Raw genomic sequence first — 23,801 nt, forward strand, 5'->3', positions numbered from 1 at the left:
GTGATCATAATGAAACTAAAACTAGTCATTTTGTAAAGATAGAACATCATTATGAAAACTACGCCCGACCTTTCCCCCGCCGATCACGCATTGATCTCCGCCCTGCGCGACAATGCGCGCATGTCGGTGACGGAGCTGGCCCATGTGACGGGGCTCTCGCGCACCACCGTCACGGCACGGCTCGACCAGCTGAAGGCCAGCGGACGCATCCGGCGCTTCACCATCGAGACCGATGTCGATGCCGAGGGCGGGGTCCGCGCGATCACCATGGTCGAGTTGCAGGGCCGCATGTCGCGGCAGGTGATCCACACGCTCTCGCGCATCGAGGGGGTGGCCACTGTCTGGTCGACCAATGGAAAATGGGATCTGGTGGTGGATATCCGCACGCAGGACCTTGTGGAATTCGACAGGGTCCTGCGCGCCATCCGCGAGGTTCAGGGCGTGATGAACTCGGAAAGTTCACTCCTGCTCACCCATGTGGCGGGTTAGGCCGCGTCCTGATGATGCAGGCGGCGGTAAATCCCTGTTTGCGCCAGAAGCGCCTCATGGGTGCCTTCCTGAACAATTTTCCCCTGATCCATGACCAGAATCCGGTCGGCATGTTCGATTGTGGACAACCGGTGCGCGATGATCAGGCTGGTGCGGTTGCGGGCAAGCTCGGTCAGGGCGGCCTGGATCTCGCGTTCGGTCTGACTGTCGAGCGCCGAGGTCGCCTCGTCCAGCAGAAGGATCGGCGGGTTCTTCAGGAAGATCCGCGCAATCGCCACCCGCTGGCGCTGCCCGCCCGAAAGCATCACACCGCGCTCGCCCACGACCGTCTCGAGCCCCTCGGGCAGACCTGCCACAAACTCCGTCAGCTGCGCGCGCTGCACGGCCAGAGCCAGTTCCTCTTCGGTGGCATCAAGCTTGCCATAGGCGATATTCTCGCGCAGCGTGCCGCCAAACAGGAAGACCTCCTGTGATACGAGCCCGATCTGGTCGCGCAGGCTTTCCAGCGTCATATCGGCCAAGGCCACCCCGTCGATCAGCACCTGACCCGATGTCGGGTCGTAAAATCGCGGCACGAGCGACATCAGCGTGGATTTCCCCGCCCCCGAGGCACCCACCAACGCCACCGTCTCGCCCGCGCGGATCGTCAGATCGACCTCGTGCAGGACCGATGCCTTTCCGGCATAGGAAAAGGCCACGCGATCGAAGCGGATCTCGCCGTGGAAGGCAGGGGCGGGGCGCGCATCTGGGGCATCCGCAATCTCCGGATCGGTGTTCAGCAGGTCCAGATAGTTGCGGAAACCGGCAATACCGCGCGGATAGGTCTCGATCACGGCAGCGATCTTTTCCAGCGGGCGGAAGAAGACATTGACCAGCAGCAGGAAGCCCACAAAGCCACCTGTCGTCAGACTGCCATCGATCACATAGCCCGCGCCTGCGACCATCACCACCACCTGCACAAGCCGCAGCCCCATATATTGCAGCGCGGTGGCATGAGCCATGATCCGGTAGGCCGAGAGCTTGGTCGTGCGGTAGCCCTGATTGTCGCGCTCAAACAGCCCCGCCTCGTGTTTCTCGCGGGAGAAAGCCTGCACGATACGGATACCGCCAAGCGCCTCCTCGAGCCGCACGTTGAACGCGCCCACCCGCGCATAGATGGAACGCCACGCACTGGTCATCCGCCCGCCATAGACAGCGGTCAGCCAGACCATCGCGGGCACGATGATACAGGTGATCAGCGCCAGTTGCGGATGGATATAGGCCATCAGGATCAGCGCCCCGATAAAGGTCATGATGGCGATGAACAGGTCCTCGGGACCGTGATGGGCGACCTCGCCGATCTCCTCGAGATCACGGGTGACACGGGCGATCAGTCTGCCGGTCTCTATCCGGTCGAAGAAGCCCCAGCCGAGTTTCGTCAGATGTGCGAAGGCCCGCGCCCGCATGGTAGTTTCGATATTGATGCCCAGCATATGGCCCCAATAGATCACCACCCCCATCAGCGCGGTATTGACCGCATAGATCACCAAAAGGCCGAAGGCTGCAAGCACCGTCAGCCCCCAGTCGTTCTGCGGCAGAAGGTGGTCGATGAAGCCGGTGATAGCCAGCGGGAAAACCAGTTCCAGCAAACCCGACACCACCGCACAGGAGAAATCGAGCCAGAAGAGCCGTTTGAACGGGCGGTAATAGGCGGCAAACTGTTTGAGCATCAGGCAATATCCGGAATGGCAACGGGGGAGAGATCGGGCGGGGAGAGGACCTGCATGGAAACCCCATAGATGTCATGCAGGCGCGCGGGTGTCATCAGCTGTACCACCGGCCCGTCAAAGACGACGCGGCCCTGTTTGAGCGCCACGATATGGTCGCAGTATCGTGCGGCCATGTTGAGATCATGGATCACCATCACGACCGAGCGGCCCTCGTTGCGGGTGAGCCTCTGCAGAAGGCCCAGCACCTCGATCTGGTGGGCGATATCGAGCGCCGAGATCGGCTCGTCGAGCAGAAGCGCCTGCGCCTCCTGCGCCACCATCATCGCGATCCACGCCCGCTGCGCCTCGCCGCCCGAAAGCGCATCGATCCGGCGGTCGGCAAAGGCGTCGAGCCCGCAGGCGCTCAGCGCCGCCGCGACCGCCTGACGGTCGGCACGTCCCGGCGCCCGCAAGGGCCCGTGCCACGGGTAGCGGCCCAAGGCCACCAGCTCGCGCACCTCCATCGCGTCGCTTTGCGGCAGGGTCTGGGGCAGATAGGCCAGCGCCCGTGCCAGATCACGGCGCGACCAGCGCGCCAGATCGCGTCCCTTCAGGGCCAGCTCGCCCTGCCCCTGCATCTGGCGGGCCAGATGTTTCAGCAGCGTGGATTTTCCCGAGCCGTTATGACCGATCAACCCGATCATACGGCCTTCGGGAAGCGTCAGGGTGATATCGTCCAGAAGCGCCCGCCCCGCGATGTCATGGCGCAGCCCCTTGAGGGAAAAGAGATCTCGGGTCATGTCATTTCCTCAACATCAGCCATAGCAGCCATGGCGTGCCCACAAGCGAGGCAAAAAGCCCCAGCGGAAGATCATAGGGAAAGGCCAGCATCCGCGCGCCGAAATCGGCCAGAACCATCAGGAGCGCACCGGTCAGGATACTGCCCAAAATATGGCAGGCGGTGGTGGCCAGCCCCAGATGGCGCGCCAGATGCGGCGCCACCAGCCCGACAAAGCTCACCGGTCCCACCAGCACCGTGGCCACCCCCGTGGCAAGGGCCGCCACCGCAAGGCAGAGCGCCCAGAGCGCGCGCAGGGGCGCACCAAGCCCGCCCGCCACAGCAGGCCCGAGTGACAGCACCGTCAGCCCCCGTGCCAGCAGAAGGCCGAGTGCGGACAGCACGACGAGCGCGGCGCAAAGGCCCGTCGCGGCGGGAGCCGTGACATGGGCGGCAGATCCCGACAGCCATGCCAGAATGGCGAAGGCTTTCGGACCGCCCGAAGCCATCAGCAGGGTCAGCACCGCCCCCGCCAGCGCCGAGACCGATACGCCCGCCAGCAGCACCCGCTGCGGCTGGATCGCCCCGTGCCGGATCATGGCCAGCAGGACCCCCAGCGCCAACGCGCCGCCCAGAGCCGAGGCGCCATAGAGCGCCGCAGCCGAGGGTGCGCCCAGCCCGAACAGCGTAAGGCCGTAGCCCATCGAGGCCCCGCCCGAGACGCCCAGCACCTCGGGTGAAGCCAGCGGATTGGCACTCAGCCGCTGCAGCACAGCCCCGGTCAGAGCCAGAAGCCCGCCCGCCGCGGCCACCGCACAAAGCCGTGTCAGCCGCCCCGGAAGGAAAGCCGCCGCCTGTGCCGGATCGAGCCAGAGCCAGCCGTCGGGCGTGCGCCCCGACAGCGCCAGCCCGATCACCAGCGCGGGCAGCGCAACGGCAAGCGCCATCACCACGATCACGGGCCTGCGCGCGCGTGGCAGGGCGCGATAGGCTTCCGCCGGAGCTACCGCCCGCATCCGGCGCATCATCCAGATAAGGAGAGGCCCGCCGATCAACCCCACCACCGCACCGGTCGGAAACATATCGCCCGCTCCCGTGATGCGGGCCAGCAGCACATCGGTCCCGAAGAGAAGGAGCGCGCCGCAGAACGGGCCCCAAACGAGCGTCTCGCGCAGACTGCGCGCGCCGCCCACATGGGCAAGCGCAGGCCCCGCGAGCCCGACAAAACCGATCAGCCCGACAAAGGCCGAAACGCTGGCGGCAAGCACCGTGGCCAGCACGAGCGCCGAGAGGCGGATCAGCGCGACATTCTGGCCGAGCGCCTGACCCGCCTCCGCGCCGAGAGACAGGACCGCGAGCGGGCGGCGCAACAGCCCCGCCCCCAGGGCTCCAAGGGCCAGAACCGCGGCCAGAACCCGTGCGGGCTGCCAATCGGTCTGCACGAGCGATCCACCCGTCCAGATGACGAGCGAATAGAGATATTCGCCCTGTCCCAGAACCAGTGCCGCGCCAAGCCCCGAGGCCAGCATCGCCACCAGCATGCCCACGACGACCATGCTTACCGGATGATAGCCGCCCCGCGCTCCCAATCCCATGACCAGCGCAAGGGCTGCGAAGGCCCCCACAAGTGCGAAGGGCCAGCGCCCCCAGACCAGCCAGTCGGGGAAAAAGAGCGTTGCGATAATCAGCGCCAGCTGCGCGCCAGCCGACAGGCCGAGGCTTGATGGATCGGCGATCGGGTTGCGCAGAACGGTCTGCATAAGCACGCCCGACAGGCCCAGAAGCGCCCCCGCAAGCAGCGCCACCACGCCACGCGGCAGCGTGCCCTGATAGAAGAGAAGCGCGGTGATCGGGTCCGAACCCGCAGGCGGGATCTGCCCCCAGAGCCAGAGGGTCACGAGAAGCGTCAGAAGGAGAAGATATCTCATAGAGCCCCCAGAGCAGCGCGCAGCCTGAGTGCGAAATCCGCCCCTGCCAACGGCCCGCCATAGGCATTGAGCCCCGATAGCTGATAGACCCGCCCCGCGCGCACGGCAGGTAACGCCTGCCAGAGGGCCGAACGCTCCAGCGCGCCGCGCGCCAGCGCAGGCACGGGCGCGCAGATCACAATTGCCGCATCCTCCCGCTCCGCCAATGCCTGTAGCGGCACAGGGGCCGCAAAGGAGAACTGTGTGGGCCGGTCCCATGCAGTCTCCAAGCCCATGGCCTGCGCCACCGATCCGAAGAGACTATCCGTCCCGAAGACACGCAGATGGCGCGCATCGCCGATCTCCACGAGATAGAGCGGGCGCGCCGCGAGCCCCTGCCCCGCGCCCGCAACCTGTTCGGCCAGCGCATCGGCGCGTGCAGCCCCCGCTGCACGGTCGCCCAGCCGTTCGGCCAGCGCGGGAAGGGCGGCAAGACAGCGGGTCCAAGGGGTCTCGGGCTGATAATAGAACGCCTCGATTTCCACGGGCGCGATCCGTGTGAGCTGCGTCTCGATGCTACTGTAGAAAGGCGAGGAAAGGATCAGATCGGGGCGGCAGATTTGTAAAAGCTCCAGATTGGGACTGCCGCGCAGGCCCAGATCGGTCACGCCCAGCGGGAGAACCGGCTGCGCCACACGCGCGCGGAACTGGCGCAGCTCGCAGGCCGCCACCGGCACCTGCCCCAGGGCCAAAGCCGTATCCATCATCGCCCAGTCAATTGCCGCCAGCCGCTCAGGCGGCAAAGCCCGTGCAGAACCTGCACGGGCCGCGCCCCCGATAAGGGTCAGAGCGCCTGCGACAAACTGGCGCCGAGCGATCACCATTTATGGGTCAGGCGCAACTGGACCGTGCGCCCGTCGCCATAATAGCAGCCATAATAAGCGCTGCAGCTGGCGACATAGGCCTTGTCGGTGACATTGCTGACATTGAGGGCCAGCGACGTATCGGCCGAGAGATCGTAACCGGCGCTCAGATCCAGCAGGGTCACGTCGTCGAGCTTGTAGGTATTGGCCGCATCATTATAGCGCGCGCCGATATAGCGGATGCCGCCGCCAAGGCTGAGCCCCTCGAGCTGGCCTTGGGTGAACTCATGGGTCAGCCACAGATTGGCGCTATGTTCGGGCGCATTTCCAAGCTCATTACCGATATTGTCCCCCTTGGTCTGCTCGGTTTCGTTCCATGTATAGCTGCCACGCAGGTTCCAGTTATGCGCAAGATTGGCCGTCGCCTCGATCTCGATGCCCTTCGAGCGGACCTCGCCGATCTGGCGGGTGCCCGAGATGCCGTTCTCTACCACAGAAGATGACACATTGCTCTGCGTCAGATCGAAGGCCGCCACGCTGAACAGCCCGTCAAAGCCTGCGGGCTGGTATTTCACGCCCAGCTCCCACTGCTTGCCCTTGGTGGGCTCGAGCGCATTGCCATCGATATCAGCGCCGGTCGAGGGCACATCGAAAGAGGTCGCATAGCTGGCATAGGGGGCCATGCCATTGTCGAACAGATAGGACAGACCCACGCGGCCCGTGGTCGCCTCCGCATCGATCTCCAGATCGCTATTGCCGTAATTGGTGACCTGTGTGCCACTCTGGCTGATCCAATCATGGCGCAGCGCGAGCGAGCCGTGCCAGTTGCCCCATGTGATCTCGTCCTGCCCGTAGAGCGAGCTTTGCTTGAGCACCAGATCGGTCTGGCTGGTATACCACGGCGCTGTCGGATTGCCGCCATCATAGACGGGGTTCGACAGGCTGAGACTGTCCATATAGGCGAATTCGGTCGAGATGGAGGAGTCGAAACGGCGCTGCTCTGCCCCCACCAGAACCGAATGGGTCACCTGCCCGAAGGTGAAAGTGTTGGTTGCCCGCAGATCGAGATCGGCGGTCTGGCTATGTTCGCCATTATAGGAGATGCCGCGCGTGATCGTGTCACCATCGGCCACGGTGTTGGAGGTATAGGGCGCCTCGTAATCCCAATCGAGATCCTGATAACGGAAGCCGCCCTGCAGCTGCCATCCCGCGCCCAGATCCTGCTTTACCTCGAACCCGATATTAGCGGTGGTGCGGTCACTGTCATCGGCACCGGTATCGCCGAAATAGAAGCTGCGGAGCCTGTCGTCATCGACCTGCCCCAACAGATCATAGGGCACGCCCACGGGGCTGACGGGGCGGTCTTTCTGGTAGGAGCCGAGGAACTGGATCTCTGTCCCATCCTGCGGCGTCCAGCGGGTGGCAAGACCCAGATAGCCGCGGGTATTCTTGATCTCGTCGACATTGCCCTCGCTATCGCGGGCCACAGCCGTCACCCGCGCCGAGACATCATCGGACAGCGCCTTGTTCCAGTCGAGGAAGACCTCGTTGGATTTCGGGTTGCCCACACCCACACCGGCCTCGGCGAAATCGGCATTATAGGCGCGTTTTTGCACCTGATTGATCACACCGCCCGGAATGCCCGAGCCGTAAAGCACCGAAGCCGGCCCCTTCAGGATCTCGATCCGCTCGGTCGAATAGATCTCGAAGGACGGCGCGCCCTGTGCCCGAAGGATACGCAGCCCGTTGAGGAATTGCGCATTGGCGCCATCGAACCCACGGATCACGGGGGCATCGAAACGCGGATCGGTGCCGTAAGGCTCGGCCAGAATGCCCGCGCTATAGCCCAGCGTGTCGCCCAATGTCGTGGCACCCTGATCCTCGATCTGGTCACCGGTGATGACCGAAACCGATTGCGGCACCTCGAGGATGGGCGTAGCGGTTTTGGTCGCGGTCGAGGAATCATTGGCGACATAGCCCGCAACAGGGGCGGTGGTATCGCCCGATCCGGTCACCACGATCTCGTCGAGGGCGACAAGATCGGTGGTCGACTGGGCGAACCCAATGGTGCCGAAGGAAAGGGAGAAGGCGGCAAGGCTGGTGCCGGTCAGAAGCGTGCAGCGCAGGGACATGGGTCAAGGATCCGTGAGAGAGAGATGATTTTTCCGAGTGTTTAAGTCGGAAATAGGGGCGCGCCTTGTATCAGACCGCCGCGCTTTGAAGATTTCCGCCCAAACCTTGCCCGCGCTGTGCCTGCCGCCAGCGTGCGGGTGGCGCGCCGTGAAGTTCACGGAACACACGGCTGAAATGTGCCTGATCGGCAAAGCCACATCGCGCGGCGATCTGGGCCAGTCCCAGATCGCTCTCGCGCATCAGACGGGCGGCCTCTGCGGCCCGTTTGGCGCTGATCCACCGCGCCGGTGTCTGGCCGGTGCTCTGGCGAAAGGCGCGCGGGAACCAGCTCTCGGACAACCCCGCCACTCCGGCGAGTTGGGCAATGCTGAGCGGCACATCCAGATGGGCGGCGACATGATCCTCGATCCGGCGCAGGGTTGCAGGTGGCAGCCCGCCCTTGGCCGGAGGCGCAGAGGGCGCCTGCGCCAGATCGAACACCTCGCAAAGAAGCGCCGAGAGAAGCCCGTCCAGCATCGCATCGGGACGCGAGGGGCAGCTGACCTGCCCCGCCATCAGCGCCGCGATCTGGGTCAGGCTCTCGGCCTGCGGCAGAAACAGGGGGGCCTGCCTGGAGAGCATGTGCGGACCCATCTCTGCGAGCCGCTGCTGTAGCGGCCCCGCCTGAAGATGTAGGTCGAGATGGGCGTAATCCTGCGCCGAAAACGCCTCGGACCAGAGCGGCATATGCGCCGGAATATAGAACGCCCCGACGCCTTTCTGCCATGGCGCGTCAGAGCGCGTGCGCAGCCCCATCTCGGGTGCCTGCCCGCCAAGAAACACGATCAGCCGCGGATCGGGGGAGCGATAATACCCGCCGCCGCCCGTATCGCTGCGCGCGTGCCAGACATCGGCCACCACCCCCTCCCAGCGACGCCATGATAGCGGCTGCGTGACCCGCAGCGCGCGGGTCTGCGCGGTCATATTCGGCATGAAACTCATTTCGGGGCGGTCCAGTAACCCGCCAGATAGCAGCACGTCTTGGGCAGGGCAGCTTCCTCGAGAAACAGTTTGCGCGCGGCGCGGATCATTCCCTGCTCGCCTGCAATCCATAGCTGGAAGGGCGCACGAGCATCGGGCAACGGAAGATGGGGAAGATGATGGGCCAGATGCTCGTCCTGCGCGCGGTCGAGCCAGTGGAGCGTCACGCCCGCGGGAAGATCGGCAATCAGCCGGTCCGCCGGATCGCCGGTCTCGACAAGCACGAAGCCGCGCTGATCGTGCGGCGCATTGCGCAGGATATGGCGGATTGCAGGAAGGGCGGTCTCGTCTCCGGCCATCACCAGCGTGGTGCTGCCATCAGCCGCCAGATCCGACATCTCGCCGCCTCCCGGACCCGCGATGACCACCTGTGCCCCCGCCCGCGCGGTCTGCGCCCAATGGGTGGCCGGGCCGCCCTTATGCTCGAACAGATCGAAGGTGAAACTGTGATCCTGCGGGTCGAAATCGACAAAGGTGAAGACCGCCCGGTGGAGCTTGTCCGCGCCCGCAGGCCAGACCGTCCGCCCTGCCGCATTGAGGCTCGGCCAGACAGGCGCACGGCCCTCGGGCGGCAGAAGCAGCGAGAAATGCATGCCACCTGTCATCAGCGCCGCAAGCCCCGCACAGCGCAACCGCAACCGCAGGAAATGCGGCGAGAGGCGGCGAACCGAGACCAGCTGCGCCTCGTGCATATTGGCCGGAAGCGCCCCTTCCTGCCCCAGCCCCTCCCATTGCAGACGATCCACAAGGCCCGGCGCGATATGATCGATCAAAAAGGCCGCCGTATCGCAGAGGCGCTGACGCCCTGCCGCGTCATGCGCCGAGACCGCGACATGCAGCCCCGCCCCGCGCCGCTCGATCCGCCAATGGCCCGCGCTATCGCGGGCCTCGACAGACCCTCCGGCAGCCGAGAAACTGGACCCGTAGCTCTGCAGATACTCCGACAGGCGGATCATGAAATCGGACGGACAGGAGAAGGATACGGAGGCCGCAGCGGCAAAGGTTTGAGCGACAGACATGGAGCCTCGGGCGTGAGAGGGACGTGCCCTTTATTACCTGATAGTTTTGGTCGGGATCAAGCCCCGTCCCACCGCCTGTCCACCAATGCACCGCAACCTTCTGGCCTCTAAAGGATTTCGCCCCCGTCAATGACCAGCGCGAGCCCCGTCACAAAGCCCGATTTGGGCGAGGCAAGATAGAGTATGCCAGCTGCGATCTCATCGACCGAGGCCCAGCGACCCATCGGAATCGTCTCCGATACATAGGATTCGAGACCAGCCCGACCGCCCATCTGTTTCTCGAAACCGGCATTGAAGGGCGTATCGACAAACCCCGGACAGAGCGCATTAAAGCGGATATTGTCGCGCGCGTAATCGGCGGCCATCTGCTTGACCATCGCCACAGCCGCGTGTTTGGTCGTGGCATAGGAGATCATCTCGCGGTCGAACTGGCAGCCCGAATTGGAGGCTGTGATGATCACCGAGCCGCCACCGCGCGCGCGCATCGGCCCCACCACCTCGCGCGAGATCACGAAATGCGCGCGCACATTCAGCGCCCATGCCGCATCCATCTGATCGGGGGTGACCTGTTCGAGCTTGCCGGGGATCTGGATGCCTGCATGGCTGTGCAGGATATCGATACCCTTACGCGCCACCACATCGGCCACCAGCGCCTTGATGCCCGCGTCATCGCGCATATCCAGCGCATGGGCCTCGCCCTGCCCGCCTGCGATCCTGATCTGGGCGAGCGTTTCATCGGCCAGATCGTGGCGCAGATCGGTCACCACCACATAGGCGCCCGCTTCGGCCAATGCGATGGCGCTCGCGCGTCCGATACCGGAGCCTGCGCCGGTGACGAAGGCTGTACGATTGTCCAACATTTGGAACTCCTTTGGGGATTAGCCCTTCGCACCACCTCGGCGCAGCAACAGTTGCGCGCCGATGAGAATGGTCAATGAGGCCAGCATGACCATCGTGCCGATGGCATTGATTTCGGGGGTAACGCCGCGGCGGATCGAGGAGAAGACATAGATAGGAAGCGTCGTCTCGGAGCCTGCGACAAAGAAGGCGATGATGAAGTCATCGAAGGAGAAAGTGAAGGCCAGCAGGAAACCCGCCAGAATGGCCGGAGCGATGATCGGCAGCGTCACCTGAAAGAAGGTCCGCACGGGCGGGGTGCCAAGATCGGCGGCGGCCTCCAGCAGGGCACGGTCGAAGCTTTCCAGACGCGCCCGCACGATCAGGATCACCAGCGACATCGTAAAGAGGCCATGCGCCGCAATCAGCGAGCCCGAACCAAGCGACAGCCGCCAGCCGGTGAGCGCCTCGAGCCACGGGTTCACCAGATCAAAGACCGAGACCAGTGCAATCAGCGTGGCGATCCCGATCACGATGCCGGGGATCATTACGGCCACCTGCACCAGCAGATCGAAAATGGCGCGCATCCGCCCCTTCATCTGCACCAGCGCCAGTGAGGCCAGTGTGCCGACAACCGCCGCCAGAAGTGCCGAGAAGAAGGCGATTTTGACCGAGATCCAGAGCGCCTCCATCACGAAGGGATTATGCACCGCCTTGGCATACCATTTGGTCGAGAACCCCTGCATCGCAGTGGCCGAGCGCCCCGCGCTAAAAGAGAACAGCGCGATGATACCGATCGGCAGATAGAGGAAGATATAGACGGCAAGCGCATAGAGACGCATCACAAAACCCTCACATCAGACCGGCATCGGACGCGCCGCCAAAGCGCTTCAGGATGCGGGTATAAAGACCGACGACCACCAGCATCAGCGCCACCAGCGCCACCGCCACAGCCGAGCCGAACGCCCAGTTGCGCGACTGAAGGAACAGATCGACCAGCGCATTACCGACAAAAAACACCTTGCCGCCGCCCAGAATGGCAGGGATCAGGAACTCGCCCATCAGCAGGATGAAGACCAGCATGGAGCCCGTCAGGACGCCGGGCATCGAAAGCGGCAGAGTGATCTCGCAGAAGGCGCGCCATGGCGGGGTGCCCAGATCGGCTGCGGCCTCGAGCAGGCGCTTGTCGAGCTTTTCAAGCGCCACATAGATCGGGAAGACCATCAGCGGCAGGTAGCCATAGACGATCCCCACCAGCACCGCGAAGGGCGTATTGATCAGCCGCAGCCCCTCGATGCCGAAGACTTCCAGAAGTTGCGGGATGCCCTTGCCGCCCAGCAGGAAGATCCACGCATAGGACCGGATGAGGATCGAGGTCCAAAAAGGCACGATCACCAGCACCAGAAGCAGCGTCTTCCATTTGGCACTGACCTTGACGGCCAGAAAATAGGCCAGCGGATAGGCGATGATCAGCGAGGCGATCGTGCCGATGGGGGCCAGCGTCAGCGTGTTGCGGAAGGCCGCGAAACGCGCGGGCAGGTTGGCGTATTGCTCGAGACTGAAACCCGGCGCGTAGCCTCCCACGGCAGACCGGCTACCGAAGGAGAAAATCAGGACGACGATGAGGGGCAGCACCAGCATCGCGCCATACCAGAGCCCCGCAGGCGTCAGCAGAAGCGCCTTGGCGCGTTTGGAAGATGTACTTGCCATCACCGTCGTCACCCGATCAAGCCGATTTGAAGCGGGCCATCAGCTCCGCACGGTTTGGGTCGGTCAGCGTGGCTGCCGCACCGAATTCCAGCGCCGAGAGCTTCTCTGCCGCCGGATAGAGGATCGGGTCGTTCAACAGTTCCTCGGGGAGCATCGCATTCACCCGCTCGTCGGCCACCGGATAGCCATGCGCCAGCGCCTCGCGCGTGTCGACCTCGGGGTCGAGCAGGAAGTTGATCAGCGCATAGGCGGCCTCGCGATGGGGCGCATCCTTCGGGATGGCATAGAAATCGGACCAGATCTCACCGCCCTCTTTGCCAAGCTCGAAGCCGATCTCGGGCATGTCGGTGTTCATCTGCTTGCCGTCACCCGTCCAGCACATGGTCAGCCACGCATCACCATTGCGCATCGCGGGCTGGTAATCGGACGAGATCGCATAGAGATGCGGCTTCACATCAATGAGCAGCTTCTCGGCATCGGCCAGCTCGGCGGGATCGACCGAATTGAAGCTATGGCCGAAATAGACCAGCGCATTGCCGATGGTGGTCAGCTGATAGTCATGCACCATCGCGCGGCCCGACCATTTGTCGCGGGCCCCATCGAAGAAGGTCTTCCAGCTATCGACCTTGCCGGTATGTTCGGAGTTGAAGGCAATCCCCGTGGTGCCCCAGTTCTTCGGCACGGCATAAAGCTTGCCATCGACCATCCCCGCATCCGAGAAGCGCTTCTCGAAAGCGGCTGCGTCGTAATTGGGGAGTTTCGTCAGGTCGAGCGGCTCGATCAGATCGGCGGCGACATAGGTCGAGATCGCGTAGTTCGTGGGCACGAACACATCCCAACCCGAGCCACCGGCCTGCAGCTTGGCCAGCATTTCCTCATTCGAGCCGAAGACATTGACCTGCGTGTAAACGCCGGTCTTTTCCGCGAAAATGTCGAAGTTATCGGGGTCGTGATAGTTCGGCCAGGTGGCCAGCGCCACGCGGTCGCCCAGATCCTGTGCACGCGCGGCCCGCGGCAGGAGCGAGGGCATGGCGCCGCCCATCACCGCCATCGCCGTGCCAAGCCCCGTCACCCCCAGAAAATGGCGGCGTGAGACTGACCCCTTTTCAAAGCGGCGGAACTCTTCCATGAATTTCTTGCGCGAAACCGGTTGGTCATCTTGCGTCATATCTCTATTTCCCTGTTGTAATCGTTGAGGAATTTACGCCATCGGGCCGAGGACAAGCCCCGCCCCCTTGGCCCAGAGAAGACGGGCTGTCTCGCCCGTCCCCGCCCCGTGCATGGCTCTTGCGGCCTGTCGCGGAACATTCACCTGCAGCACGCCAAGCGCCTCGGTCTGCAGCAGATATTCGGTCATATCGCCCAGAAAGGTGCGATGGGTCACGCGGCCCGTAAGCACCGCATCACCGGGGCCGGGTTGGTCCTCGGGCCCCATCAGCATCAGCGCCTCGGGGCGGATCGCCACCTCGGGCGTCGCCTGCGTATCGCCTGCTCGGTCACGCAAAACCACCTGCGCCCCATTGGCCAGCACAGCCCGCGCCATGCCATCGGCCCGATCGGTAATCGTGGCCGGAAGGATATTAGCCTTACCAATAAAATCCGCGACATAACGGTTTGCGGGCCGGTCATAGAGATCCTCCGGCGTGCCGATCTGGGCAATGCGCCCCTGCCCCATCAGGCAGATCCGGTCCGACATCGCCATCGCCTCTTCCTGATCATGGGTCACCAGCACGAAGGTGATGCCCAGCTGGCGCTGGAGCGAGAGAAGTTCACTCTGCATCTCGCCGCGCAGCTTGGCATCCAGCGCCGCCATCGGCTCGTCCAGAAGCAGGATCTTGGGTTCATTCACAATGGCCCGCGCCAAGGCCACGCGCTGCTGCTGACCGCCCGACATCTCCCAGATCCGGCGCGGCCCGAACTCCTGCAGACGCACCGTGGCGAGCGCCTTATCGACCTTGGCGGCGATCTCCGCCTTGGCCATTTTCGGGCGGCGCTGACGCAACCCGTAGCCCACATTCTGCGCCACTGTCATATGCGGAAACAGCGCGTAATGCTGGAACACCATATTTACGGGGCGCTTATGGGCGGGGCGTGCGCCCACCGCCTGCCCGTCCAGCAGCACCTCACCGCTGGTAGGGCTCTCGAACCCCGCCAGCATCCGCAGCGCCGTGGTCTTGCCGCAGCCCGAGGGCCCGAGAAAAGACAGGAACTCGCCGCGTTTGATGCGCAGGTTGAGATTATTGGCGGCCCGCACCTCGCCAAACGCTTTGGTGGTATTCACGAACTCGGCGACGGCCTCGCTGGAGCGGACGGTTTCGGGCGTATCGACTTCGGCAATTTTCATGATCTGATCCAGCACCTAAACCCCACCAAGCGGTTATCTCGAAATTTGTTGTCTTGGCGGACTATGCCTCCAATATCAAAAACGCTACGAGAAGAGAGATTTGCAGTATATATCCCAAAGAGCATAGATAAGCATGAAATCCCCCCAAGAGACCGTAGTTAGCATCATGGCCGAGGCAGTGGACTGCATCGGCATGCCTCGCTTCCCCGAGGTTCTGCTCCGCTGCCTGCAGGCCGTCATCCCCTTCGAGTTTTCTGTGGTTTTCGGCTATCATGACAGTCATAGACCATTGGATCTGTTTGACAATTTTCCATCCCGCAAGCGCAAGGTCATGGTGGATGACTATCAGGAAGGCCCCTATCTTCTGGACCCGTTGTTCCGCGCGGCACAGGCGCCCGCGCAGGTGGGGCTGGTGCGGCTACGCGACATCGCACCCGACCGGTTCTATCAGGGGGAATATTTCCGCAACTATTACATCCAGACCGGACTTGCTGAAGAAATAGGCTTTATTGTGGATGTTGGTGAAAAAGTCACCGTCGTGATCTCGGCCATGCGGGAGACAAAGCCGTTCTCGGCCCGCGAATTCCGCGATCTGGAGGCCCTCTATCCGTTTGTCCGCGCCCTGACGCAGCGCCATTGGGGCAATCTGATCTCGCGATTCTCCCATATGCCGGCGCAAAGCGACCAGCATCTGCCGCAGCTGATCGACAAGGCCTTCAAGGATTTCGGGCGCAACAACCTGACACCGCGCGAGGCGGAGATCGTGGAATATATCCTCAAGGGGTTTTCCTCCGAGGCCACCGGTCGCGCGCTCGGCATCTCGACCGGCACGGTGCGCATCCACCGCCGCAATATCTATGCCAAGCTGGGCGTGTCCTCGCAGGGCGAGCTGTTCTCGGCCTTCATCACTTCGATGGGCTAGCGCCTTCAAACGCCTTCTCGAAACCGCGCAGACGTTTATGGATCGACAATAGCTCGATGATGGTGGTCCATGACCCCACCAGATACTGGAACGAGCCCGTCACCTGCCCGAAGGCCGTCAGGATCTGCTGCATCACGCCAAAGCTGATCTTGCCTGCCACGATGGTCGGGATCAGCATGATATTGGCGAAGACATTATCGGCCTGGATGTAGAAGCCACGGAAGACGTTGAAATAGGCGAAGTGGAAGAAGTAGCGGAAGTAAGATGTCCGCAGGCTGCCATAAAGCTCGCGCACCGTCAGCGGATGGGCGCGGGAGGGATCATCCTCGCCATAGACCAGCTCCTTGCGATAGGCGGCCTCGGTGCGCTGGTTGGCGAATGCCAGACCCGGAAGCCGGATGCCTGCCACCGCCAGCAGGATGGTGCCAAACAGTGACCAGAAGATGGCGGCCACCAACAGAGGCTCGGCGATCGTCCCTACCACCGGCAGGGTGGTCACAAAATGGCTCAGCCCCGCCAGCACCGGCAGAAAGGCGAAAAGGGTGATGACCGAATCCACCATCGACACACCCAGATCCTCCATGATCGAGGCGAAACGCGCGGTGTCTTCCTGCACCCGCTGGGCCGCGCCCTCGATCTGGCGGGCATGGGGCCAGTAGGACATGTAGTAATCATTCATCGCCGTGCGCCAGCGGAAGACGTAATGCGAGGTGAAAAACCGCGTCAGGATATAGACCACCATCCACACGAGCGCGATCTGGAACCAGATCCAGAGCATCTGGTAGAGATCGCCCGCTGTCACTCCCTGCCCGCCATCCAGCGCCTTCTGGATCGCGTCAAAGAACGGCCGCTGCCAGTTGTTCAGATCCACCGTGGCCTGCACCGAGAAGTAATCCGAGAAGATGATGAGCGCCGATCCGGGGATGGCCCACCATTGCCACGGATGGGGCGCAAGGATCATCCACGCCGCCGAGACCCCTGCCACCCAGAGCGCCGCATAGATGTAGAACCACAGGAAATCCGGCGTCAGGAAATAGCCCAGCCCGATCACGGGAGGTGTGTCTGCGGGCGGGTTGGGCAGGCCGATCACCGCCCCCCAGCCATCGGCCCCGAGATACCACAGCGCCACCGCCGCCAGAAGCGCGAGAAGAACGCTGGGGAAGAAAAGCCGTGGATTGGGGAAGAAGGATCTGAACATGCGCGGTCTCCGGTCTGGGCCGGAGCGGCCCGGCCCTTCCACCTAGACCGTGGATATCCCCGAGAAACAGCGCAAAACCGCGCTTTCACGGGCATTTGCTGCGCCGTTACAGAGCCGAAGGGCCCTGTCCCAGCCGTCCCAGCATGGCCCATTCGGCCTCCGATAGCGTGATCCCGCGGGCCAGCGCCTCTGCCCGCGCCGCAAACCTGCGCTGCGAGGGAAGGCGCGCGCCCTGATCCTCGATGGCGGTCAGCAAGGTCTCGCCCTCGGCCAGTGGATCGCGCCCGGACCGCGCGGCAAAGCGCGCCGGATCGAAGGCCAGCACCAGCGCCCCGTGCCGTGGCAGCAGATCACCGCCTCCCATGAAATCGAGCGCCTCGCGGGACATGAACTCGCCCAGCATCGCCCCCGCCATCAGTTCGATCATCGTGGCGATGGCCGAGCCCTTATGGCCGCCAAAGGGCAGCATCGCGCCCTCGAGCGCGGCCTGTGGATCGGTCGTCGGGTTGCCTTGCGCATCGATCGCCCAGCCCTCGGGCAGGGGTTTGCCTGCACGGCGATGCAGCTCGATCTCGCCGCGGGCGGCAACGCTTGTGGCAAAATCCACCACATAGGGATGCGGCCCCCTGCGCGGCCAGCCAAAGGCAAAGGGGTTGGTGCCGAACAGGGGTTTAATGCCGCCCGAAGGGGCCACAAACGCATAGCTCGGGCACATCGAGAGCGAGGCCAGCCCCTCTTCGGCCAGCGCCTCGACATCATGCCAGAGCGCGGAGAAATGCAGGCAATCGCGGATCACCAGCGCGGCCAGACCCAGCTCGCGGGTGCGCGCGACCAGCGCCTCCTTGCCCGCCACGAAGGACGCAGGCGCATAGCCGCCACCCGCATCGACCTCGAGGATCGCCCCGCCCGCATCATGGACCACAGGAGTGGAGACCCCCGAGGCCTTACCCGCCTTGAGCACTTTCAACACCCCTTCGAGCCGGTAGAGCCCGTGGGATTTGCAGCCATCGCGCTCGCCCGCCACGATCACATGGGCCACGGCCTGCGCATTGGGGGCGCTGAAGCCATGAGTTTGCAGAATGCCCGTTACGCGGGTTTCCAGCGCTTCGACGGAGAGGGTGGTCAGCGGTTCCATGAGATCCTCACTCGGGTTTATCGACATCGACATAGGTGCAGGCCCAGAAAACCCGCGTATCGTCCCCGCTCAAGGCGCGCAGCCCGTGGCGCATCGTGCTGTCGAAATAGGCACAATCGCCGGTTTCCAGAACCACGGGCGCATAATGCTCGACACAAAGCTCGACGCGCCCTGACAGCACATAGAGCGTTTCCTCGCCCTCATGCGCCTCCAGATCGGCAGGGGTCAGGGGCGCGCGGCGTTCGACCCGCGTGACCAGCGGCACGATCTTCTTTTCGGTCAGCGCGTTACAAAGCACCTCATATTCGAAATTGCGGGTGCGGACCTTCTGCCCCTGCCCCGCCTTAGTCACCGTCAGACGGGTGGTCGGGCTGGGAGCATCCTCGGCGGAATAGATCCGCTCCATGCCCACCCCGTAGGCGCGCGCGATCCGCACAAGATTTTCATAGCTTGGCGAGACTCGCCCGTTCTCGATCTTGTGGATGGTCGAGAGTGCAAGCCCCGTCGCCTGCGCCGCCATATCCAGCGTGAAGCCACAGCCAAGCCGCAGCGATTTCACCCGCTGACCCAGCTCGTCGCGGAGTTGCTGGCGCTCCTGCTCCCAGTCCGATGATTTTCCTTCTTGCATCATATTTTTCTTATATTACCAATAATGACTGTCTAGACTCAAATTCACTCCGGCGCAAGCCATGCCATCAGATGAGGGACGATGATGAGAACCGATATCTTCCACGGCACGATCCCCGCACTCCTGACCCCCTGCGCCCCCGACCGCAGCCCCGATTTCGACGCTCTGGTGGCGTTGGGTCAGGAGATGATGGCGGCAGGCATGTCCGGCGTGGTCTATTGCGGCTCCTGCGGGGACTGGCCGCTCCTGACCGACGCGCAGCGGATGGAGGGCGTCGCGCGGCTGACCCGCGCGGGCGTGCCGGTGGTGGTGGGCACCGGCGCGGTCAACACGCGCATGGCCGTGGCCCATGCGGCTCATGCGCAGGAGATCGGCGCGGCGGGGCTGATGGTCATCCCGCGGGTGCTCTCGCGCGGGGCCTCCGTGGCGGCGCAGCGCAACCATTTCACGGCAATCCTCGAGGCTGCCCCCGATATTCCGGCGATCATCTATAACAGCCCTTATTACGGCTACGCGACCAAGGCCGATCTGTTTTTCGAGCTGCGCGACCGGCATCCAAATCTGGTGGGGTTCAAGGAATTCGGCGGGCAGGCTGATCTGTCCTATGCCGCCGAGCATATCACCCATCGCGACGAAGATGTGCTGTTGATGGTGGGGGTCGACACCGAGGTTTATCATGGCATCGTCAAATGCGGCGCGGTCGGCACAATCACCGGCATCGGCACCATCTTCCCCAAAGAAGCGCTGCTGCAGGTGGCCCTCTCGAAACGCGCCGCCCGTGGCTGCCCCGAGGCCGATCTGTGCGCGCGCGAGCTGGCCAATGCCTTCTCGGTTCTGGCGAAATTCGATGAAGGCGTGGATCTGGTCCTCTATTTCAAACATCTCATGGTGCTGAAGGGACGGCAGGAATTCGCACTCAACATCTACGAGACCGATTGCCTCTCGCCCTCGCAGGCGCGGTTCTGCGAGGCGCAATTCCACCAGTTCAACACATGGTTCGCCCGATGGTCTGCGCAAGGCGGGGTGATTGCCGAATGTATGTGATCGACAGCCATACCGTGGGCGAGCCCACGCGGGTCATTCTGGAGGGCGGTCCCGATCTGGGAGACGGGCCGCTGGGCACGCGTGCCAAACGACTGGCGCAACAATCGGATTTCCTGAATGCGGTGATTGCCGAGCCGCGCGGTCAGGTGGCGATGGTCTGCGCGCTTCTGGTGGAGCCCACGGACCCTGGCTGCGCGGCCGGTGTGATCTATTTCGACGCCGATGCGGTCTTGGGGATGTGCGGGCATGGCACGATCGGGCTGGCGGTGACGCTCGCGCATCTGGGCCGGATCGGCCTTGGTACCCACCGGATCGAGACCCCCGCAGGCGTGGTCAGCGTCACCCTCCACGACGCCCATACCGTGACTGTCACCAATGTCGAGAGCCACCGCATTGCCAAGGATGTGCGCGTGAGCGTGGGAGGCGCGACCATAACCGGCGATATCGCCTATGGCGGTAATCAGTTCTACATTATCGACCCCTCACCCGTCCCCGTCTGCCCGCAGAATATTCCGCAACTGACCACGCTCGGGATCGCGCTGCGCGAGGCGGTGGGCGCGCAGGGGCATATGGTGGATCATGTGATCTTTCAGAGCCCCCCGGGGAGCCCCGATGTCCATAGCCGCAATTTCGTGCTCTGCCCCGATGACGCCTATGACCGCTCGCCCTGCGGCACGGGGTCTTCGGCGCGGCTGGCCTGTCTGGCCGCCGAGGGGCATCTGGCCGAGGGCCAAGAGATCGTGCAGGAAAGCGTCATCGGCAGCCGCTACCGCCTGTCCTATCGCCACGGCCCCACAGGCGGGGTGATCCCCCAAATCACCGGACAGGCGTTCCTCATGGCCAAGAGCCGACTGATCTTCGACCCGGCCGACCCGTTCCGGCACGGCATTCCGAAAGGACGAGCCCAATGAGCGAGATCACCGTCATAGGGGCAGGCATCATCGGCATAACCACCGCGCTGGAACTCCAGCGGCGCGGGTTCAAGGTCACCGTGCTCGACCGCAAAGGGGTCTGCGCCGAGACCTCGCAGGGCAATGCGGGCGGCTTTGCCTTTTCCGAGATCGAGCCGGTCGCCACCCCCAATATCATGCGCAAGGCGCCGAAATGGCTGATCGATCCGCTGGGGCCGCTCTCGCTGCCGCCCGCCTATGCGCGGCAGATGGTGCCGTGGCTCTGGCGGTTCTGGCGGGCGAGCCGCCCCGCCCGCTACGAGGCAGGCGTGCGCGCACAAAGCGCGATGATGACCCTCTCGCGCCACGCGCTCGAGCGGCTCCTGCCACGGGTTGCGGGCGAGGCATGGATCCGCCGCGAGGGCCAGCTGCAGCTTTATGAAAACGCACGGGATTTTGCGGCCAATCGGCCCGGCTGGCAGATGCGCGAGGCGCTGGGGATCAGCTGCACCTATCTGGACAGGCCCGAAGAGATCGCCGAGATCCAGCCCGGGCTCTCGCCGCGCTTCACCCGTGCGGGGTTCACCCCCGACTGGTATACCGTGCGCGACCCCAAGGAATGGACGCTGCATCTGGCGCAGGCCCTGCGCGACGCGGGTGGCCGGATCGAGATCGCCGAGGTGCTCGGCCTGCGCCCGCAGGAGAACGGGATCGAGCTGCTGACATCGCAGGGCCCGCGCCATGCGCCGCAAGTGGTGCTGTCGGCGGGCGCGTGGTCGCATCATCTGGCGCGGGACTTGGGGGACCGGATGCCGCTGGAACCCGAGCGCGGCTATAACACGACCTTCCCGACAGCGACCTTCGATCTGCGCACCCATCTGACCTTCTCGATGCACGGGTTTGTCGCCACGAAAATCGGTGATGGCCTCCGGATTGGCGGCGCGGTCGAGCTTGGCGGGTTGCACCTGCCGCCCAATTACAAACGCGCAGAGGCGATGCTGCAGAAGGCGATGGCCTTCCTGCCCGGATTGCAGCCGAGCGGCGGGGTGCAATGGATGGGCTACCGTCCTTCCCTGCCCGACAGCCTGCCCGCCTTGGGCACAGCGCGCGCCACAGATCGCGTGATCTATGCCTTCGGTCACGGTCATCTGGGGCTCACCCAATCGGCGGGCACGGCAGAGGTGGTCGCCGATCTGGCCATGGGGCAGCGTCCCGCGCTGGATCTGGCGCCCTTCTCGCCACAGCGATTTGACTAACGAAAAGGGCGCGCAGGCTGGCCCGCGCGCCCCCGATCACAAGACGCATTTTCCGGTTAGTTGCCGCTCTGGAAGTGCTCCATCAGCTCGACGGTTTCCTCCGCCGGAAGCGCGGAACGCAGCGCCATCCACACCACGACCAGCGACCACAAGGCGACCAGCGCCATGCCGGTCCAGAAGCCCACGATATCGGCGCCGCTATCGCTGAGGCCGGTCAGCAGCCAGATCCCCGCAAACCATGCGCCGAGCCAGCCCAGATGCTTCCAGCCGAACTCTTCGGCACTGCGTTTCTGCAGGACATGGAACACGAAGGCATAGATCGCAAAGCCCACAACTAGCATTCCGAAAAGGATCGAGTCGGTATAGAACCCCGTCCAGTAGATCACGAGGTTCGAGGCAATGAAGGCCACAGGCGCCAGCACGCCCGCACCCGCCAGCCGGAAGCTGCGTTTCAGATCGGGCTGCGACCGGCGCAGGATAAGAAGCACAATCGGGCCCAACCCGTAGGTCAGCACGGTGACCGAGCTGATATAGCCCACCATCATCTGCCATGCAGGGAAGGGCAGCAGGAAGAAGATCCCCGCGATCCACATCACGATGACGGCGGTCAGCGGCACGCCCGCGGCATTGACACGCGACAGGGATTTCGGTCCCGCGCCGGTATCGCCCACCGCATGCAGGATACGCGCGCCACCGGTGATATAGATCAGCCCCGTCCCGCCCGGCGAGACATAGGCATCGGCATAAAGCAGCACCGCAAGCCAGCCCATCCCGAGCGTCATCGCCAGACCCGCAAACGGCCCGGCGGAGCCTGCGAAGTTCAGCGAAGCCCAGCCATCTGCCAGGTCATCGGGCGAGAGCGCCATGATGAAGGCCACCTGCAGCAGGATATAGATCACCGCGCCGAGGATAACCGAGCCGATCACCGCCATCGGGATATTGCGCCCCGGATTGGCACTCTCGCCGCCCAGATCGATGGCGGTGCGGAAGCCGAGGAAGGAGAACACGATGCCCGCCGCCGGAATGGCGGTGAACATGCCTTGGGTCGAATAGGTGCCCGCGCCCGCATGCCACACGCCCCAATGGGTCGAGGCCGCGATCAGCCCCACCACCGTCACCAACGGGATCGCGATCTTCCACCATGTCACGGTGTTCGAGACTTTCAGAAGTGCCTTCACCGCCATCAGGTTCAGCACCGCCAGCACCGATAGCAGAACGACGGCCGCCACAAAGCCCATCGCGTTCAGGCTGCCCGAACCATCCCCTTTCAGGAAATAGGGCAGATAGTTATTGGCATAGGTCAGGATGCCCTCGGCCTCGACCGCCGGAATCGGCGCATAGCTGAGAAACAGCATCCAGCCCCAGAGCCGCCCCAATGTCTGGCCGTGGCTGGCATGGCTCATATGCACGAGCGCGCCGGATTTGGCGAACATCGTCGACAGCTCGGCAAAGCAGAGCGCGATCAGCATGATGATGACGGCCCCGATCACCCATGACCAGACCGCCAGCGGTCCCGCGATTTTCGACGCATGATAGGCCCCGAAGAGCCAGCCCGAGCCGATCATCGAGGTGGTCGAGGCGAAGAGAAGCCCGATAATCCCCACATCGCGTTTCAGTTTTCCGGCACTGCCCGTTGCGGCAGCCCCCATCGACTCTATGGATGCCATAGTTTTTCAATCCCCATTTTTATTTTTCGGTTTGGTCTGGTGGTAATCCGGCCGCGCCCAAAGATCCCGGGCCTGCACGGCCTCGTGTAAAGGCGCGAGGTGACGTGATGGAACGCATCTACCAACTGCCTGAAATATAAACCACAAATACGAGAGCCGCCTAATGTCTATGCGATACAAAGCCTGCTTATGAATTGGCAGACCGGGCCAGTGTCGTGGCGCATTCGTGCCGCGCGAAAGGGAACGGGGCGGAGTTTCCCCCGCCCCGCCGAA

General features: G+C 63.7%; 21 protein-coding genes. 5 read left to right on the top strand and 16 right to left on the bottom strand.

Annotation, left to right across the window (positions count from 1 at the left end; all coding sequences use genetic code 11):
* Positions 1-51 precede the first annotated feature (51 nt).
* Complete coding sequence (locus ABEB22_RS15435; protein WP_339115099.1) at positions 52-489, top strand: Lrp/AsnC family transcriptional regulator; 438 nt, start codon at positions 52-54, stop codon at positions 487-489.
* Here ABEB22_RS15435 and ABEB22_RS15440 read toward each other — a convergent pair.
* The 12 genes from ABEB22_RS15440 to ABEB22_RS15495 all read right to left on the bottom strand — a co-directional run bounded on the left by ABEB22_RS15440 (position 486) and on the right by ABEB22_RS15495 (position 14,788).
* Positions 486-2,198 carry an ABC transporter ATP-binding protein gene (locus ABEB22_RS15440; protein ID WP_349295320.1) on the bottom strand — a complete coding sequence of 571 codons (1,713 nt, stop codon included), beginning with the start codon at positions 2,196-2,198 and terminating at the stop codon, positions 486-488. The two genes, ABEB22_RS15435 and ABEB22_RS15440, sit on opposite strands and share 4 nt — an antisense overlap.
* Positions 2,198-2,977 (bottom strand): ABC transporter ATP-binding protein, encoded by a 780-nt coding sequence (locus tag ABEB22_RS15445; protein ID WP_349295321.1) that lies wholly within the window; start codon positions 2,975-2,977, stop codon positions 2,198-2,200. Before ABEB22_RS15445 ends, ABEB22_RS15440 begins: the two co-directional genes overlap by 1 nt.
* A 1-nt stretch (position 2,978) precedes the next feature.
* The gene (gene fhuB / locus ABEB22_RS15450; protein WP_349295322.1) at positions 2,979-4,883 is read right to left on the bottom strand and encodes a Fe(3+)-hydroxamate ABC transporter permease FhuB; all 1,905 of its coding nucleotides are present in this window, start codon (positions 4,881-4,883) and stop codon (positions 2,979-2,981) included.
* Positions 4,880-5,746, bottom strand: coding sequence for an ABC transporter substrate-binding protein (locus tag ABEB22_RS15455; RefSeq protein WP_349295323.1), 867 nt, complete (start codon positions 5,744-5,746; stop codon positions 4,880-4,882). The genes fhuB and ABEB22_RS15455 overlap by 4 nt, the downstream gene beginning before the upstream one ends.
* The gene (locus ABEB22_RS15460; RefSeq protein WP_349295324.1) at positions 5,740-7,857 is read right to left on the bottom strand and encodes a TonB-dependent siderophore receptor; all 2,118 of its coding nucleotides are present in this window, start codon (positions 7,855-7,857) and stop codon (positions 5,740-5,742) included. The genes ABEB22_RS15455 and ABEB22_RS15460 overlap by 7 nt, the downstream gene beginning before the upstream one ends.
* Before the next feature lie 70 nt (positions 7,858-7,927).
* Positions 7,928-8,830: a helix-turn-helix domain-containing protein gene (locus ABEB22_RS15465; RefSeq protein ID WP_406871166.1), complete on the bottom strand. Its 903-nt coding sequence runs from the start codon at positions 8,828-8,830 to the stop codon at positions 7,928-7,930.
* Positions 8,831-8,835: 5 nt separating this feature from the next.
* On the bottom strand, positions 8,836-9,897 hold the full coding sequence (locus ABEB22_RS15470) for a siderophore-interacting protein (protein WP_349295326.1): 1,062 nt from the start codon (positions 9,895-9,897) through the stop codon (positions 8,836-8,838).
* Between the two features lie 107 nt (positions 9,898-10,004).
* A complete protein-coding gene (locus ABEB22_RS15475; protein ID WP_349295327.1) occupies positions 10,005-10,757 on the bottom strand; it encodes an SDR family oxidoreductase in 753 nt (250 codons plus the stop codon).
* 18 nt (positions 10,758-10,775) lie between these two features.
* Positions 10,776-11,576: an ABC transporter permease gene (locus ABEB22_RS15480; protein ID WP_349295328.1), complete on the bottom strand. Its 801-nt coding sequence runs from the start codon at positions 11,574-11,576 to the stop codon at positions 10,776-10,778.
* 10 nt (positions 11,577-11,586) lie between these two features.
* Positions 11,587-12,444 (bottom strand): ABC transporter permease, encoded by an 858-nt coding sequence (locus tag ABEB22_RS15485; RefSeq protein WP_349295329.1) that lies wholly within the window; start codon positions 12,442-12,444, stop codon positions 11,587-11,589.
* Between the two features lie 16 nt (positions 12,445-12,460).
* Positions 12,461-13,612, bottom strand: coding sequence for a spermidine/putrescine ABC transporter substrate-binding protein (locus ABEB22_RS15490; protein WP_349295330.1), 1,152 nt, complete (start codon positions 13,610-13,612; stop codon positions 12,461-12,463).
* 33 nt (positions 13,613-13,645) lie between these two features.
* Entirely contained in the window at positions 13,646-14,788 is a 1,143-nt protein-coding gene (locus ABEB22_RS15495) for an ABC transporter ATP-binding protein (RefSeq protein WP_349295331.1), read from the bottom strand.
* Positions 14,789-14,921: 133 nt separating this feature from the next.
* Between ABEB22_RS15495 and ABEB22_RS15500 the strand changes: the two genes are divergently transcribed.
* Positions 14,922-15,710: a LuxR C-terminal-related transcriptional regulator gene (locus ABEB22_RS15500; RefSeq protein WP_349295332.1), complete on the top strand. Its 789-nt coding sequence runs from the start codon at positions 14,922-14,924 to the stop codon at positions 15,708-15,710.
* Here ABEB22_RS15500 and sbmA read toward each other — a convergent pair.
* From sbmA to ABEB22_RS15515, 3 genes are all read right to left on the bottom strand, one after another.
* The gene (gene sbmA, locus ABEB22_RS15505) at positions 15,694-16,908 is read right to left on the bottom strand and encodes a peptide antibiotic transporter SbmA (protein ID WP_349295333.1); all 1,215 of its coding nucleotides are present in this window, start codon (positions 16,906-16,908) and stop codon (positions 15,694-15,696) included. The genes ABEB22_RS15500 and sbmA overlap by 17 nt on opposite strands.
* 106 nt (positions 16,909-17,014) lie before the next feature.
* Positions 17,015-18,043 (bottom strand): Ldh family oxidoreductase, encoded by a 1,029-nt coding sequence (locus ABEB22_RS15510; RefSeq protein ID WP_349295334.1) that lies wholly within the window; start codon positions 18,041-18,043, stop codon positions 17,015-17,017.
* Positions 18,044-18,050: 7 nt separating this feature from the next.
* The gene (locus ABEB22_RS15515; protein ID WP_349295335.1) at positions 18,051-18,674 is read right to left on the bottom strand and encodes a helix-turn-helix domain-containing protein; all 624 of its coding nucleotides are present in this window, start codon (positions 18,672-18,674) and stop codon (positions 18,051-18,053) included.
* Positions 18,675-18,755: 81 nt separating this feature from the next.
* Between ABEB22_RS15515 and ABEB22_RS15520 the strand changes: the two genes are divergently transcribed.
* The 3 genes from ABEB22_RS15520 to ABEB22_RS15530 are packed head-to-tail and all read left to right on the top strand — an operon-like array spanning position 18,756 to position 21,861.
* Positions 18,756-19,715: a dihydrodipicolinate synthase family protein gene (locus ABEB22_RS15520; RefSeq protein ID WP_349295823.1), complete on the top strand. Its 960-nt coding sequence runs from the start codon at positions 18,756-18,758 to the stop codon at positions 19,713-19,715.
* A complete protein-coding gene (locus tag ABEB22_RS15525; RefSeq protein ID WP_349295336.1) occupies positions 19,706-20,626 on the top strand; it encodes a proline racemase family protein in 921 nt (306 codons plus the stop codon). The genes ABEB22_RS15520 and ABEB22_RS15525 overlap by 10 nt, the downstream gene beginning before the upstream one ends.
* Entirely contained in the window at positions 20,623-21,861 is a 1,239-nt protein-coding gene (locus ABEB22_RS15530; protein ID WP_349295337.1) for an FAD-binding oxidoreductase, read from the top strand. The genes ABEB22_RS15525 and ABEB22_RS15530 overlap by 4 nt, the downstream gene beginning before the upstream one ends.
* A 56-nt stretch (positions 21,862-21,917) precedes the next feature.
* Here ABEB22_RS15530 and ABEB22_RS15535 read toward each other — a convergent pair whose 3' ends face one another.
* Positions 21,918-23,528 carry an APC family permease gene (locus ABEB22_RS15535; RefSeq protein ID WP_339114548.1) on the bottom strand — a complete coding sequence of 537 codons (1,611 nt, stop codon included), beginning with the start codon at positions 23,526-23,528 and terminating at the stop codon, positions 21,918-21,920.
* Between the last annotated feature and the right edge of the window lie 273 nt (positions 23,529-23,801).

Source organism: Thioclava sp. 'Guangxiensis' (genome assembly GCF_045348365.1).
Lineage (GTDB): Bacteria > Pseudomonadota > Alphaproteobacteria > Rhodobacterales > Rhodobacteraceae > Thioclava > Thioclava kandeliae.

What these genes read in the sequence shown, in the direction of transcription:
- ABEB22_RS15485 (WP_349295329.1), bottom strand. Translation starts at nt 12,444, where the DNA reads ATGGCAAGTACATCTTCCAAACGCGCCAAGGCGCTTCTGCTGACGCCT.
- ABEB22_RS15460 (WP_349295324.1), bottom strand. Translation starts at nt 7,857, where the DNA reads ATGTCCCTGCGCTGCACGCTTCTGACCGGCACCAGCCTTGCCGCCTTC.
- ABEB22_RS15530 (WP_349295337.1), top strand. Translation starts at nt 20,623, where the DNA reads ATGAGCGAGATCACCGTCATAGGGGCAGGCATCATCGGCATAACCACC.
- ABEB22_RS15455 (WP_349295323.1), bottom strand. Translation starts at nt 5,746, where the DNA reads ATGGTGATCGCTCGGCGCCAGTTTGTCGCAGGCGCTCTGACCCTTATC.
- ABEB22_RS15510 (WP_349295334.1), bottom strand. Translation starts at nt 18,043, where the DNA reads ATGGAACCGCTGACCACCCTCTCCGTCGAAGCGCTGGAAACCCGCGTA.
- ABEB22_RS15520 (WP_349295823.1), top strand. Translation starts at nt 18,756, where the DNA reads ATGAGAACCGATATCTTCCACGGCACGATCCCCGCACTCCTGACCCCC.
- ABEB22_RS15480 (WP_349295328.1), bottom strand. Translation starts at nt 11,576, where the DNA reads ATGCGTCTCTATGCGCTTGCCGTCTATATCTTCCTCTATCTGCCGATC.
- ABEB22_RS15535 (WP_339114548.1), bottom strand. Translation starts at nt 23,528, where the DNA reads ATGGCATCCATAGAGTCGATGGGGGCTGCCGCAACGGGCAGTGCCGGA.
- ABEB22_RS15515 (WP_349295335.1), bottom strand. Translation starts at nt 18,674, where the DNA reads ATGATGCAAGAAGGAAAATCATCGGACTGGGAGCAGGAGCGCCAGCAA.
- fhuB (WP_349295322.1), bottom strand. Translation starts at nt 4,883, where the DNA reads ATGAGATATCTTCTCCTTCTGACGCTTCTCGTGACCCTCTGGCTCTGG.
- ABEB22_RS15500 (WP_349295332.1), top strand. Translation starts at nt 14,922, where the DNA reads ATGAAATCCCCCCAAGAGACCGTAGTTAGCATCATGGCCGAGGCAGTG.
- ABEB22_RS15470 (WP_349295326.1), bottom strand. Translation starts at nt 9,897, where the DNA reads ATGTCTGTCGCTCAAACCTTTGCCGCTGCGGCCTCCGTATCCTTCTCC.
- sbmA (WP_349295333.1), bottom strand. Translation starts at nt 16,908, where the DNA reads ATGTTCAGATCCTTCTTCCCCAATCCACGGCTTTTCTTCCCCAGCGTT.
- ABEB22_RS15465 (WP_406871166.1), bottom strand. Translation starts at nt 8,830, where the DNA reads ATGCCGAATATGACCGCGCAGACCCGCGCGCTGCGGGTCACGCAGCCG.
- ABEB22_RS15445 (WP_349295321.1), bottom strand. Translation starts at nt 2,977, where the DNA reads ATGACCCGAGATCTCTTTTCCCTCAAGGGGCTGCGCCATGACATCGCG.
- ABEB22_RS15495 (WP_349295331.1), bottom strand. Translation starts at nt 14,788, where the DNA reads ATGAAAATTGCCGAAGTCGATACGCCCGAAACCGTCCGCTCCAGCGAG.
- ABEB22_RS15490 (WP_349295330.1), bottom strand. Translation starts at nt 13,612, where the DNA reads ATGACGCAAGATGACCAACCGGTTTCGCGCAAGAAATTCATGGAAGAG.
- ABEB22_RS15435 (WP_339115099.1), top strand. Translation starts at nt 52, where the DNA reads ATGAAAACTACGCCCGACCTTTCCCCCGCCGATCACGCATTGATCTCC.
- ABEB22_RS15525 (WP_349295336.1), top strand. Translation starts at nt 19,706, where the DNA reads ATGTATGTGATCGACAGCCATACCGTGGGCGAGCCCACGCGGGTCATT.
- ABEB22_RS15475 (WP_349295327.1), bottom strand. Translation starts at nt 10,757, where the DNA reads ATGTTGGACAATCGTACAGCCTTCGTCACCGGCGCAGGCTCCGGTATC.
- ABEB22_RS15440 (WP_349295320.1), bottom strand. Translation starts at nt 2,198, where the DNA reads ATGCTCAAACAGTTTGCCGCCTATTACCGCCCGTTCAAACGGCTCTTC.